Consider the following 13,872-nt stretch of genomic DNA (forward strand, 5'->3'; position numbering starts at 1 on the left):
CCTTGAAGAGCGAATGCCGTTTAAATAGCCGTATAGATAGATTTTTAAAAAGACCCGGGTATCAAAGCTTGGGCGACCTTCGGTTTTTAAAACTCGGGGTGTAAATCCTAGTTTTTCTAAATCGATACTGTTAACGAAAGCGTCGATAAACCTGATTGGGTTGTCCTGACTAATGGTGTCTTCTAGACTGGATACTTGAAGCTGGTGACGGGAAATTCCTTGCCCCGAAGCGTCGGGATGTTGCATGGTTAAAGATAAAAAAAGGATGCCTTTCTTACAAGTATTTTTGTATATTTGAAAAAGGATTGTGAAAGTTTTTTCACAGTCTGACGTTAGCGGTCAGCTTAAAGAAACATTAAACATGAAAACAACCATATGGACAAAATCATTAAAATAACTGTAAACACATTAATTATACTTCTAACCGTGGTTATGATTTATTCAATGTTAGAAATTGTATTAATTACCTTGAGAACAATCTTTGTTAAAAATGAAATAATTAACTTTCTTAACCCAACAATTGATAGAAATAACTTATTTATCACTTCTGTACAAGGTTTTATAGCTGCTACATTATTAATTACAATTATCATTGAAGTAATTGAATCATTAAGAGAGTATCAAAAGAAAAACAAGATTAACTATGTTAAAGTAATTCTCGAAATTGCAATTATTGCAGTCATTAGACATGTATTAATTATTGATTTTGAACATGCGAATGTAGGAATCTTAATTGGAGTATCCTCCTTAATTTTAGTTCTAGGTTTATTTTATTTAATTTTGAATAAAAACATAAAAACAAATCAATATGACAATTAACTCACACAAACTATCTTTTATTCAATTTCTAAAGAAATTATTTTTATTATTTTTCTTTCTTCCTTGTTTAAATACATTTGCACAAACAGATTCTTTAGCTATTGAGAAATTAAGAACAGAATCGGGTGTAGATCCAACAAGAGTAAATTCAAGAGTTGGTTTTTCTACTTTATACTTTGACAAAGCAAACAACGCTTCATCTATCAGTAATAAATTTAGCGTTGTATTAGGTGTTAATCGTTGGAGTTTTTCTATTAAACCAGAGATAATTAGCTTTCACAACGGCATTGCTGGAACTGGCTTTGAAACTGCCTTTTCTGATATAAAATTTTCAATTTTAAACGCCTTCTATGTAAAAGGTAAAAACTCACTGGCAGGATCTGTAGAATTTAGTTTGCCATTTGGAAAACAAGGATTTGGTAGTCAAATATTTACAGCCACACCTGCTATCACTTACTCATATACCATAAACCCAAGTTTGTTTTTAGCAGTGCAACCACAATATGCTTTTGCTATAGCTAAAGATAATTTATATCCAGATTTATCTGTTTTAACAAACCGAATTTTTATTGCAAAATTTACGAAAACAGGAATGTTCTATGTTTTTGAACCTCGAACAATATTTGATTTTGAAAATGAAAATTTTGACTTAATTCTATCCCCTATTATTGGAAAATCTTTAGGAGCAGGGTTCAATCTAATCGGTCTTATGGAAATTCCCACGAAGCAATCAACATTAAATAATAGAGGTGTTCTATATCAAATAGGATTTAATAAAAATTTCTAAGCAAATTATGAAAACAAGATTTTTAAGAATGATAATAGCCTTTTTGATGCTAATAATATCAATGAGTATAAATGCTCAAGGACATTATAATGGTGGTAGTTTTAACACAAACGATTATTTTATACCATCAGCCTCTGGCTGGGTTTTTTCTATGTATTACTCCTATTCAAATATGAATTATTACAACAATTCAGGAGAAAAGTCGGATGTAATTGAAATCAGTCAAAATCCACCGTTTTCTGTTGAATTAGATCAAAAAGTAAAAACACACTCTATTATTCCAATGATTAGTTATTTTGGTAAAAATAAAATTCTTAATGCCCGCTGGGGTGTTTTAGCTTTACCAATGCTTAATAACCCTAATGCAAACATTGCCTTAGATTTTTATTCGGAACAGTCCCTAGTTGGAAGTCAAGAAATCAATCTAAATTCGTTTGGGTTTGGTGATTTTTATTTACAACCTATATGGCTCACATGGGAGAAAGATAAATTTTCTACAACATTTTCTTATGGCTTATGGCTACCTACCGGAAAATATAAAACAAATAGTACAGACAATGTTGGTTTAGGTTACCTATCGCATAATCTAAGGGTTATGGGGAGATATAGACCAAAAGATAATATAAGTTTATCTGCAGGACTTACTTATGAAATTAACAATAAACAAAAAGACTCCGATTTTAAAGAGGCACCGCATCTTACTTCTGATTTTGGTGTAAGTTATAATTTTACTATGGGACATGAGCTAGGTTTTTTCGGCTTTGGAACATGGCAAATGGGTAATGACGAAGGCGAGAAAGCAGTCTTGGATAAAGATCAAATATACGGATTAGGCATTTATGGATCTTACTGGTTTATACCAGGAAAGATTGGTGTTTTGTCAAGATTTACTAACAATTTTGGTGCTAAAAACAGATTTGGAGGAGCATCTTTTCAAGTGGGTATTAATTATTTATTATTCTAATTTTAACTATAAACAATAAACAATCATGAAACATCTTAAATTAATTTCAGTAATGAGTTTTGGAATTCTTATGTTTTTATCTTGTAAGGAAGGAAAAAAATCAGATGAGTCCAAAGTAGTAGCGCAAGCAAATACGCAAAATTCTTATCCAACTGCTAACCCTTTCCTTTCTCAAGGAATTTATGGGGTAACGCATGTGAACTCGGGACAAACTAATTGTGTTCCTTATCAAATCAATGATGGAGATTTTAAAGCAGATTTAAACCAGCTGACACCTATTTGGGGAGGACCCGTGAATAATGTTACCTACGCGTCGGTAAATAAAAATTTTATGTGGTCTGTTTCTACAGATCGTATTGCTTTAATTGACAAAACTGGTGATGGCTGGAGTATGGTTACAGACATAGACTTACCCGGTGCAAAACGTTTAACCGTAGAGCAGTTAAAATCAATTTCAGATGTAAAATATACTTCTTTAGATTTTGCAACCAAACATCTCAAAGGAATTTTAGGACCAAATCCTGGATTGGTTTTACCAGCAGGAGTTTATGCCATGGTTAGTTCAGAAGATTATGTTTATGCCAATGCCGGTACTGTTGTTTCTGCTGTAGGTTTAATCGACAAGGCTGATCCAAAAAAAGGGCTTGAAGTTAAATACAGATTTGATGTTTCTACCCTTATTCCTGCTGCCGAAGTTGCTCCGGGTGTAAAACGAATTAATATGGTGGGTATGAACATGACTTATGATGGTCATATAGTAATTGGTGCCGTAAATGGAATAGCAGTAATAGATAAAGAATTAAAAGGTCCTGGTAAATTTTATGCTTTCCAAGACACAGAATTATGTACAAATTCTATGGCTGTTGATGAAAAAAACGGGATTTATGTTGCCACAGGAAGCAAAACACCTAAAGGTGATGGTATGATGCGTAAACTCGTATGGACAGGTTCTGAAATTTCAGATAAAGAATCAGATGGTGCATGGATTAGTCCTTATAATGGTGGAGATTGGCCTCCAGCCATAAAAGCGGGCACAGGTGCTGGTTCAACCCCAACTTTAATGGGTTTTGGTGATGACGAAGATAAACTTGTTTTAATTACTGATGGTCAAAATAGAATGAATTTAGTTGCTTTTTGGAGAGATGGAATTCCTGCTTCACACAAACAAAAAGAAGGTGCAAAATCTAGAAGAATTGCAGGATTTATTCCTATTAAAGCGGGATTACCAGAAGATAAACCTTGGATTCAATCTGAACAAACTATAGTAGTAAATGGTTGGGGAGCATTTTTAGTAAATAATCTAATAGATGAAGGTCATCCTGATAGAATCATTGATGTACTAACGGTTGGGCCAGTACATCCTGGACCAAAAGGTATGGAAAGAGTTGAATGGGATCCCGAAAAAAATGAGTTTGCTTCTGTATGGACTAGAAACGATGTAGTATCAACAAGCATGGTTCCATTGGTTACAAGTGCTTCAAATATGGTATTAGTAAATGGTTATACAGAAGAAAGAGGCTGGGAAATTACTGGATTAGATTGGAATACAGGGAAAAATAGAACCAGAATTGAATTTGGTCATACCAATAGAGGAAATGGTGCTTATGCCATACTTCAGTTGTTAGAAAATGGCGATTTATTATTTAATTCTGTTATTGGACCATACAGAATTCCATTAAAAAAGTAAAATAGCAGCAACAAAACCATTAAGGAATTAAAATAATTAAGGCTTAATGAAACTTAATATCTTAATGGTTTATTATCTATCCTTAATTTATTAAACATAAAAACCACTAAAATAGTAGTTGAACCAAATTATAAAATTAAATTTCTATAAACGAGTTTAGGTATCTAGTATAAATAATATTTTAATAAATTCTTACTTATGAAATGGATATTGTTCTTACAATTATTTATTACGATTACAATTTCTGCTCAAATTAATGAAAGCGATACCTTGAAATTTAAAACAAAATTAGCGCTTACTGGTTTTTGGCAAAGTGGTAATGTAGAAACACTTATTTTTAGAGCTAAATCGGATCTTAGTTTAATTCCTTGGAAAAAATGGGTATATAAAACACAAAATTCTTATGTATATCAAGCATTTGATAAAGATAAAGCTGATGAAGATTTTTTGAGTCTTAACTTTCTATACTTAAATCCAACTAGAAAAATATATCCATTAATGCTAGGTTTTGTAAGTTCCAATTTTAGAAGAGAAATTGATTTAAGATATATTTTTGGCGGAGGCGTTAGTTTTAGCATCATAAACTCAAAAAGTAATTGGCTCAAACTATCCGTAACAAGTGAATATGAAATGACTAATTTTAAAAATAATAATTTCAATAATAATGAATACAATGGTATGAATAATATAGAAACCCTTCGGGCAACGCTTTGGTTAAATGGCAAATATGAACTGTTAAACAAAAAAGTTATTCTTACACACGAAAGTTATATTCAGCCTTCTTTACTGCATAGTAACAACTTTAGATGGCAAGCTGATATTGGTGCTGAATTACCCGTTTGGAAATGGATTAATTTTAAGATAAACTACATTCAATCATTTGAAAGTTTGGTAATTGAAAATCAAAAAGAGCAAGATCAATTTTTAACCTTTGGGTTAACCTTGAATAGTTTATGATTAAAATCCTATCATTTTAATTTTGTTTAAAATACATAACCAAAACCAGCCCAATTAAATCTTTAGGAATCTTAATTGTTTATATAAAAATTATCTTTGGGAACTAGCTTCTCTAATCTGATCGAATAAAAAAGCTGGGGTTGGTTTATTTTTTTCCTTGCATACATCAATAACACAAATTAATACATTGATAAACAACTATATACGTATGTTTTCTTATTTGTTATTTTATTATTGGCGTATCATTTTAAACTAGTATGGTGCCTTTAGTAATAAGTAGCTCAAGCATGGTTTTAGTAAATGGGTTTACCATAGAAAGAGGCTGGGAAATTACTAGATTAGATTGGAATACAGGGAAAAATAGAACCAGAATTGAATTTGGTCATACCAATAGAGGTAATGGTGCTTATGCCTTACTTCAGTTGTTAGAAAATGGCGATTTATTATTTAATTCTGTTATTGGACCATACAGAATTCCATTAAAAGAGTAAAGCCGAACCGCTAATCGAGTAGACGGCTCCGCCAGAAACTGACGGAGTGCGCCTCTGAGGGTACTGAGCGGATGGTGGTTAGAGGTGTTTACTTGAGAGGGGTACAGATTTAAGGTATATTTTAGAGTAGCTAGGTCATAGTAGTAGTAAAACAACTGAAATATATACTCATGTTAGTACGAAAAATATTTATCAATTTAAAAGTCCTTTTGATGATTTGTAATACTTTTTTTATTTCTATTTTTGAAACAAATACGCTATTCAATAGCGCCTATCCACCCTGTTTTGGGTGTATATGCGCTACTTTGTAGCGAGTATATACAAGTTGGTGGCAATTTTTTAAGACACAACAGTAAAAGACAGAAAATGAGAAAACTAATTCCACTATTTACAATTTTCAATCTAGTTTTATTAAGTCAAAATTGTAATGCGCAAACTGAAGAACCACCGAAAATGGCTATGGTTAGTGATGAAAACAAACCTTTAGTTGATAAAATAATTGAAATAACCAATTACGAAAGTTATTTTAAAAATTATTGCGAAGATTTTATCAAGAAAACTTCAGAGCAAGAGAAATGGACTAAAGAAAAAAATGAAAGCGTAAAAGCTAAAATTAACTTTGCAAAATTTAAAGTTTTAAAATTATACAATTGGTTGGCTAAGTATTCAACCAAAGAACTGAATGGATTTATTGAATCATACAAAAAGGATAAAAAAAGAGAGAAGAAGAATATTATCATTGATGATGAAAACATTGCAAAACATTTAGATTGGTATGCGCAAGGGTTAATTAAAAGTTAAGTCATAAAAAAAACTGCCTATAATCGAGTAGACGGCTCCGCCAGAAACTGACGGAGTGCGCCTGTGATGGTAGTGAGTGGATGGTGGTTAGAGGTGTTTAACTGAGAGGGGTACAGATTTGAGGTACATTTTATAGTTGCTAGGTCATAGTAGTAGTAAAACAACTGTAATATATACTCATGTTAGTACGAAAAGTATTTAACAAACTGAAAGGCCGTTTGATGATTTGTGATAAAAAAAATAATTATATATTTGGAGTAAATACGCTACTGAGTAGCGACAATCTACCCTAATATGGTTGTATAGTCGCTATAAAGTAGCGACTATAAACTAGTTATGTACAATTGTGGCTCAAAAGACTTTCATCTCCTCCGAGTGACACCCCGAAGATCGCCACAACTGATACATAACAAGGTATATAAGAAATGGGGGTGTAGCGGATTCTCGAGCCTCCCCAGCTACGGTCGGAGTTACGGTTGCGACCCGTTCAGTTTGCTTTCTAATTCCCCCACTTCTCATATACCCGATCCGTTAGTGGCTATGTTCCCACCAAACACGAATATTATGAAAAAGACGTTTATAATTTTATTCATTCTTTGCAATTTAGCTTTTGCTCATAAAGAAAAATGGGATGACAACAAACAAGGCTGGACACCATTGATACTTGCAGTTTACAATAATGACTCTAAAGAATTCAACAAATTGCTTAACAAAAAAGTTGACGTTACTATTAGGGCAAAATCACCTTCTTGGCCTTTAAACGCACTTGACGTTGCAATTTTTAAAAATAATTTTGAAGCAGTCAAAAAATTAGTTCAAACAGGTAAATTTAAAAGTTTACAGGACTATTTTGAAAATTCATGTATTCATGGAAATAAACAAATAGTTGACTTTTTTATCAGCAAAGGTGTTAATGTAAATAGATATTCAGAAAATGGGCATTCAAGCTTAATGTCGGCTTGTTCATCTGGTTCACATGAAATTGTTGAAAGCTTAATAAAAAGTGGCGCCGAATTAAATCATCAAAGAGAAGTAGATGGAATAACTGGCTTGATGTTAGCTGCTTTTAATGGAGATTTAAAATCTGTCGAAATACTTTTAAAAAACGGCGCAGACAAAAAGATCAAAGATAAGAATGGAGAAAGAGCTTATGATTACGTTGATCAAATTTATCTGAGATTAAATGTGACAGAAGAGACAAAAAAGAAGTTAAAACAATTGTTAGAATAAACACAGCCACTAACAGCTGTTATCCGCTATAGCTGGTTTTTCTTGAGTTGTACTTCTTTTTTCACGTAAAAACTTTATCTTAGCAGACAGTACGCAGTTCGCTGGTTTCGCAAAAAGCCACTAGCCGCAAGACGTCAGGCTGTGAAAAAACTCCCTTTCCTCTGCTGTTTTACTTTTTAAAACTGCTATAAACGGGTTTTAAGCCATGCTGATTTTTGATTTACTTTGACTGGTTTTAAAAAGAATTGAGGCTAAAAACAGCTTTATATAGGTCGTTTTTATCAAAAGCAAACCTTTTCTCTTGTAGGGTGAGTTCTAGGCTTTGAGTTTGGCTATTAAATTGGGCACGCCGAGGATGTTTCACAACCCTTTAAAAAAGTATCCCGAAGTTTCGGGATCAAAATAATTTCAAAAATTGAACTTGTTTATTGCGAAGTGTTGGGAGTATATAGTATAGTTATTGGAGGGATTGAGAGGGTGTTTGGTGGGTTGTGATAAATTAATAATTATATTTAAAGTAAATACGCTATTCAATAGCGCCTATCCACCCTGTTTTGGGTGTATATGTGCTACTTTGTAGCGGGTATAAACTAGTTATAGGCAAGCTTTGGAAAAATCTGCTAAATAGAAATAGATTTATGGAAAAGAACAATTCAAATAAAGGATTTTTATATTCAATTATTAATCTGATTTTGTTTGTATTAATGTTTACTGGACATTTAATATTACAAGGAAAATCAGAATTATACATGACATTAATTGGCTATTTATGTTTTATAATAATTACTATAGCAATAATTGGCTTAATTTATTCTTTGAAAGGAATTCAAGAACAAAATTCGGCAAAGAAAATTATAGCCTTGATATTAAATGGAATATTTACATTTGGCTTTATTTCAATGTTGATTATGACTTTTACTAAATAATTAAGCCTGCCTATAACAGCGGCTAGTAGCCATTGCTGGTTTTTCTAGAGTTGTTCTAATTTTTTCACGTAAAAAGTTTATCTTAGCTGACAGTACGCATTTTGCTGAAATTGCTACAGTCGCTTAGTGGTGAGACGTTAGCGGTAACGCATTTTCAAACAAAATCTATCTTTAAAATTATGTTTACTGAAAAAGAATTACTTGAAATTGAGGATAGACTTAAAAACTCTACAAAAGGACCTTGGAAAGCTTATATTGAGGGAAGAGATCATGAAAGTGGCTCCAATTTTATTATGACTGGAACTGAAACAAATCGTGGAGAAGATTTTGAAATATTTGGTGCAACAATATCCGATTATGATTTTATAGCAAATGCAAAACAAGATGTGGAAAAATTAATCGAAGAAGTAAGAAGACTAAACAAATTAATTAAGCACAGTACGTAACAGCGGTAGCTGTTGCATAACCCTCCAAAAAACTATTCCAAAGTTTTGGGATCAAAATAATTCCAAAAATTGAGCTTGTTTATTGCGAAGTGTTGGGAGTATGTAGTATAGTTATTGAAGGGATTGAGAGGGTGTTTGGTGGGTTGTGATTGATTAATAATTATATTTACTGAAGTGAAAAAGTCTGACGGTAGTCAGACTTATCTACCCAATAATGGGTGTATAGGTCTGATTTTATCAGACCTATAAACAAGTTATATGCTAGCTTACCAAAACTGCTTAAAAATTCAATTTTGAATTCATGAAACAAATATTAATTTTAATTTTCTTTTTTTCTTCAATTTACATTAATGGACAAAGCATTGAGGGTAATTATAAATATGAGTATAGAAGAAAATCAGATAACCAAAATATTATTATTAAGATTAGTATTTTGAATGATTCAATATTCAAAATAAATGGCTATGAAAAGGATAAACCTGAAGAAAAAAATTATGAAAAACAAACGTTCGGAAAAATTAAAAAATTGAAAAATTGTAATTATACACTTAGTCAATATGATAGTGTTGCAAAAAAATATTTTGACATTCCAGTAAAGATTACACGCACTAAAATAATTTTATATGGATACAAACAAATTAGACCAGGAAAAATTAGTAAGAAACCTGTAAAAGCATTTGAGCTAAAAAAAGCCAGCATATAATCGAGTAGACGGCTCCGCCAGAAACTGACGGAGTGCGCCTGTGAAGGTACTGAGCGGATGGTGGTTAGAGGTGTTTACCTGAGAGGGGTACAGATTTAAGGTATATTTTAGAGTTGCTAGGTCATAGTAGTAAAACAACTGAAATATATACTCATGTTAGTACGAAAAGTATTCAACAAATCAAAAGTCCTTTTGATGATTTGTGATAAAAAAAATAATTATATATTTGACGTAAATACGCTACTGAGTAGCGACAATCTACCCAAATATGGGTGTATAGTCGCCACTTTATAGCGACTATATGCAAGTTAGGAAACAGTTTCCCCGCTACCCTTACACTTTGGGCATTTGAAGTATCTCCATTTATGGTCTGCCATTAATCCGTATCCTTTGCAATCAGTACAAACCGATTTCCTAACAGCGTATATAATAAATGGCGGTTTAAGGCTTAATTTAAAGTTTAGTTTCATCTTGTTATTATTAGTTATTAATCAATTATTTTGGTGTACTTTTCCGCCAATTCTCATATACGCGGAACGTTATAGGCAATAGCTCAACAACCAAAAACCATTAGACTATGAAACTAATACTGACAATACTTCTTTCTCTCACTTTTTCAATTTGTAATTCTCAAAACGAAAAACCAAATCGGGAACCATTTAATCTTGATTTAGCAGTAAACGCAACTCAAAATTACGCTATGGAAGTCGGCAAAACACCTTATTTAGTTAAAGAAAAGATTTTGCAAATTTATCCTGGAGAAACTGTTTTATTAGAAACAGAAGTGAAAGGTGACAGTATTTATTCAATGAAAGCAGTTGAAAGAAATCTACATCCAGAAAAAACTATTGAAGTTGAATTTTATCAAGACGCCAAGGACAGAACTAAAATAAGTATGTTTTTAAATGTAAAAAATCCATTTGAAAGAACTTTGAGGCATGACGCTTTAATGTAAACAGTTGAAGGAGGACAATGGGAAAAAACAAGCATAATTCCAATTAGACCAAAGTTACAGAATTTTGAAACTTGGGGATACGCAATTATAACTTTAGTATTAGATAATTGGAGGTTTGAGAAGTAATGCTACTGCCTATAACAGCCGTTCCTATGTAAAGCATCATAAAGTTATTAACAACTTTGAATAAGGGTTATATGTCGTTTTTTTCTCGAGTTAATTTATCCGCAATAGGGCTTGTTGATAAGGTGGGCAACTAACTTTTGTCCGCCGAAGGCATTGGACTAAAAAGTTAGGCTCACTTTATCAATGATGCCACGAAAGTGTTTCCTCTTTTATTTCATATTTCTTTTTTAAAGTTCTTAAAGCTCACGCTCCTATATGTGGTCTCACCTCGGCAAGCCACCAGCATCGGTGTGATTGTTAAGAATAAATAAGATAGCTACCTGCTTCGCGATGTGGCTTCCGACTATCGGAACCACCACGGCTGTTTTGTAGTCTATCTCTCTTGTATGGTTGAGCTTATTAAGAAAGTTATACTTGTTTTTAATTTTCTAACACTAGGTTTTTATTGATTTGATATGGTGTTTCGGTTTTGATTACTGATAATATTCTGCGTGCCATTTTGTGGGCTACTTTAACGATGATACTCTTGACATTCTTTCCGTGATGTTTTCTGTAATAGTGTTGCATTTCGGTGTCTTTTCTAATGGCTACCCAAGCGGCTTCTATCAAATAACTTCTGAGTTGTGAGCGACTTCTGGGGGTTATTCCTAAACATTTTTCGCTCTCGCCACTGTTGTAAATTCCAGGAATTAGCCCGATGTATGAGCTAAATTGTCTTTCGTTGTTAAATCGTCTTAAATCGCCACATTCGGCTATGATAACACTAGCTAGATAACCGCCTATACCCGGAATGGATTTTAATAAGTAGTAATCCTTTTTGGTATTCTTTCTGCAATGCCTACGCATTTGATTTGCGATTTCTAAATATTCTGATTTAATAAATTTATACAGCCGTATTTTTCCTTGCAGTGCCAAATCTCCGCAAGTGGTACTGAATTTTAATTGTTCTAACCAAGTAATAAAATCTTGACTCCAATTTGAATTGTCAAATTGAGCAGGTATTTTGATGCCATGAAAGAGTAACATGCTTTTGATATGCGATTTGGTTTGACGAAGTTTCTTTGTAATTTGGGTTCTGTGACGCGCTCCTATGTAAAGCATCATAAAGTTATTAACAACTTTGAATAAGGGTTATATGTCGTTTTTTTCTCGAGTTAATTTATCCGCAATAGGGCTTGTTGATAAGGTGGGCAACTAACTTTTGTCCGCCGAAGGCATTGGACTAAAAAGTTAGGCTCACTTTATCAATGATGCCACGAAAGTGTTTCCTCTTTTATTTCATATTTCTTTTTTAAAGTTCTTAAAGCTCACGCTCCTATATGTGGTCTCACCTCGGCAAGCCACCAGCATCGGTGTGATTGTTAAGAATAAATAAGATAGCTACCTGCTTCGCGATGTGGCTTCCGACTATCGGAACCACCACGGCTGTTTTGTAGTCTATCTCTCTTGTATGGTTGAGCTTATTAAGAAAGTTATACTTGTTTTTAATTTTCTAACACTAGGTTTTTATTGATTTGATATGGTGTTTCGGTTTTGATTACTGATAATATTCTGCGTGCCATTTTGTGGGCTACTTTAACGATGATACTCTTGACATTCTTTCCGTGATGTTTTCTGTAATAGTGTTGCATTTCGGTGTCTTTTCTAATGGCTACCCAAGCGGCTTCTATCAAATAACTTCTGAGTTGTGAGCGACTTCTGGGGGTTATTCCTAAACATTTTTCGCTCTCGCCACTGTTGTAAATTCCAGGAATTAGCCCGATGTATGAGCTAAATTGTCTTTCGTTGTTAAATCGTCTTAAATCGCCACATTCGGCTATGATAACACTAGCTAGATAACCGCCTATACCCGGAATGGATTTTAATAAGTAGTAATCCTTTTTGGTATTCTTTCTGCAATGCCTACGCATTTGATTTGCGATTTCTAAATATTCTGATTTAATAAATTTATACAGCCGTATTTTTCCTTGCAGTGCCAAATCTCCGCAAGTGGTACTGAATTTTAATTGTTCTAACCAAGTAATAAAATCTTGACTCCAATTTGAATTGTCAAATTGAGCAGGTATTTTGATGCCATGAAAGAGTAACATGCTTTTGATATGCGATTTGGTTTGACGAAGTTTCTTTGTAATTTGGGTTCTGTGACGCGCTAAAGTCATAAACTGTTCGTGTTCTTCCGTTGGGATATAAATTCCTTTGAGTACTCCCTGTTTTAATTGGTTGGATAGATTTTTAGAATCTAAGGCGTCTGTTTTTTGGTAGCGTTCTTTGTCACCCGTTTTAACGTCGGCAGGGTTAACCACCAAGACATGCCATCCTAAATTTAAAAAATGACGTGCCACAGAAAATCCGCAACAGCCTGCTTCATAAACTAAATGGACTTCATGACCTGGAAAGGTTCGCTCCACATATTGATACAAATCTTCTGACTCAGAAGGCATCGAATACGTTTTGTGAAAAAATAAATCGGTTTGGATCGAAACGGTCCAACTTTTTTTGTGAATATCTAATCCAATGAATATCTTTGGAATAGTTAAGGCATCGTGTAATTGCATAATCTTCGTTTTTTGGAAATTCAAAGTTATGCTTTTACATAGATGCTTGGCGCAATGGCTAGTTTAGTTTTTCTTAGCCGTAAATTACTAAGTTGAAATTTTGCTTATCTTTAGAACAAATTATTAAAAAGTCGCCACTGACGCCAAGCGGCGGAACGTCAGGCTGTGAAAAAACTCCTTTTTCTCTACTGTTTTACTTTTTAAAACTGCTATAAACGGGTTTTAAGCCATGCTGATTTTTGATTTACTTTGACTGGTTTTAAAAAAAATTGAGGCTAAAAACAGTTTTATATAGGTTGTTTTTATCAAAAACAAGCCTTTTCTCTTGTAGGGTGAGTTCCATGCTTTGAGTTTGGCTATTAAATCGGGCACGCCGAGGATGTTGATGCTGCGTTTGATGTTGTAGACTAGCATGATCAAACTGT

15 protein-coding genes and 2 pseudogenes are annotated in these 13,872 nt (G+C 33.1%); 13 read left to right on the forward strand and 4 right to left on the reverse strand.

What is annotated here, in order from left to right; all coding sequences use genetic code 11:
* Positions 1 to 246 (reverse strand): transposase (locus tag WFZ85_RS14995; RefSeq protein WP_342697086.1); only part of this gene is annotated, 246 nt, incomplete at its 3' end.
* Positions 247 to 444: 198 nt separating this feature from the next.
* Between WFZ85_RS14995 and WFZ85_RS15000 the strand changes: the two genes are divergently transcribed.
* The 13 genes and pseudogenes from WFZ85_RS15000 to WFZ85_RS15070 all read left to right on the forward strand — a co-directional run bounded on the left by WFZ85_RS15000 (position 445) and on the right by WFZ85_RS15070 (position 10,766).
* Positions 445 to 819 carry a phosphate-starvation-inducible PsiE family protein gene (locus WFZ85_RS15000; RefSeq protein ID WP_342697100.1) on the forward strand — a complete coding sequence of 125 codons (375 nt, stop codon included), beginning with the start codon at positions 445 to 447 and terminating at the stop codon, positions 817 to 819.
* The gene (locus tag WFZ85_RS15005) at positions 809 to 1,606 is read left to right on the forward strand and encodes a hypothetical protein (protein WP_342697087.1); all 798 of its coding nucleotides are present in this window, start codon (positions 809 to 811) and stop codon (positions 1,604 to 1,606) included. The genes WFZ85_RS15000 and WFZ85_RS15005 overlap by 11 nt, the downstream gene beginning before the upstream one ends.
* Before the next feature lie 7 nt (positions 1,607 to 1,613).
* A complete protein-coding gene (locus tag WFZ85_RS15010) occupies positions 1,614 to 2,570 on the forward strand; it encodes a SphA family protein (protein ID WP_342697088.1) in 957 nt (318 codons plus the stop codon).
* A gap of 25 nt (positions 2,571 to 2,595) precedes the next feature.
* Positions 2,596 to 4,257: a hypothetical protein gene (locus WFZ85_RS15015; RefSeq protein ID WP_342697089.1), complete on the forward strand. Its 1,662-nt coding sequence runs from the start codon at positions 2,596 to 2,598 to the stop codon at positions 4,255 to 4,257.
* 198 nt (positions 4,258 to 4,455) lie between these two features.
* A complete protein-coding gene (locus tag WFZ85_RS15020) occupies positions 4,456 to 5,214 on the forward strand; it encodes a DUF481 domain-containing protein (protein WP_342697090.1) in 759 nt (252 codons plus the stop codon).
* A 257-nt stretch (positions 5,215 to 5,471) separates the two neighbouring features.
* Positions 5,472 to 5,705: a hypothetical protein gene (locus tag WFZ85_RS15025; RefSeq protein ID WP_342697091.1), complete on the forward strand. Its 234-nt coding sequence runs from the start codon at positions 5,472 to 5,474 to the stop codon at positions 5,703 to 5,705.
* Between the two features lie 366 nt (positions 5,706 to 6,071).
* The gene (locus WFZ85_RS15035; RefSeq protein WP_342697092.1) at positions 6,072 to 6,506 is read left to right on the forward strand and encodes a hypothetical protein; all 435 of its coding nucleotides are present in this window, start codon (positions 6,072 to 6,074) and stop codon (positions 6,504 to 6,506) included.
* A 564-nt stretch (positions 6,507 to 7,070) separates the two neighbouring features.
* Complete coding sequence (locus WFZ85_RS15045; RefSeq protein ID WP_342697093.1) at positions 7,071 to 7,736, forward strand: ankyrin repeat domain-containing protein; 666 nt, start codon at positions 7,071 to 7,073, stop codon at positions 7,734 to 7,736.
* 638 nt (positions 7,737 to 8,374) lie between these two features.
* Positions 8,375 to 8,662, forward strand: a complete 288-nt coding sequence (locus WFZ85_RS15050; RefSeq protein WP_342697094.1) for a hypothetical protein — start codon at positions 8,375 to 8,377, stop codon at positions 8,660 to 8,662.
* A 110-nt stretch (positions 8,663 to 8,772) separates the two neighbouring features.
* Complete coding sequence (locus WFZ85_RS15055) at positions 8,773 to 9,108, forward strand: hypothetical protein (RefSeq protein ID WP_342697095.1); 336 nt, start codon at positions 8,773 to 8,775, stop codon at positions 9,106 to 9,108.
* Between the two features lie 301 nt (positions 9,109 to 9,409).
* Complete coding sequence (locus tag WFZ85_RS15060) at positions 9,410 to 9,811, forward strand: hypothetical protein (RefSeq protein ID WP_342697096.1); 402 nt, start codon at positions 9,410 to 9,412, stop codon at positions 9,809 to 9,811.
* A gap of 74 nt (positions 9,812 to 9,885) precedes the next feature.
* Positions 9,886 to 10,017: pseudogene (locus WFZ85_RS15065) on the forward strand (integrase); the annotation flags it as partial.
* Positions 10,018 to 10,388: 371 nt separating this feature from the next.
* Entirely contained in the window at positions 10,389 to 10,766 is a 378-nt protein-coding gene (locus tag WFZ85_RS15070) for a hypothetical protein (protein WP_342697097.1), read from the forward strand.
* A 546-nt stretch (positions 10,767 to 11,312) separates the two neighbouring features.
* Here the strand turns inward: WFZ85_RS15070 and WFZ85_RS15075 are convergent.
* From WFZ85_RS15075 to WFZ85_RS15085, 3 genes and pseudogenes are all read right to left on the reverse strand, one after another.
* A complete protein-coding gene (locus tag WFZ85_RS15075; protein WP_342697098.1) occupies positions 11,313 to 11,996 on the reverse strand; it encodes a transposase in 684 nt (227 codons plus the stop codon).
* Positions 11,997 to 12,376: 380 nt separating this feature from the next.
* Complete coding sequence (locus WFZ85_RS15080; protein ID WP_342697099.1) at positions 12,377 to 13,447, reverse strand: IS110 family RNA-guided transposase; 1,071 nt, start codon at positions 13,445 to 13,447, stop codon at positions 12,377 to 12,379.
* A 222-nt stretch (positions 13,448 to 13,669) separates the two neighbouring features.
* Positions 13,670 to 13,872 (reverse strand): annotated as a pseudogene (locus tag WFZ85_RS15085) (hypothetical protein); the annotation flags it as partial.

The sequence above is a fragment of the Flavobacterium aureirubrum genome (assembly GCF_038739835.1).
Taxonomy (GTDB): domain Bacteria; phylum Bacteroidota; class Bacteroidia; order Flavobacteriales; family Flavobacteriaceae; genus Flavobacterium; species Flavobacterium aureirubrum.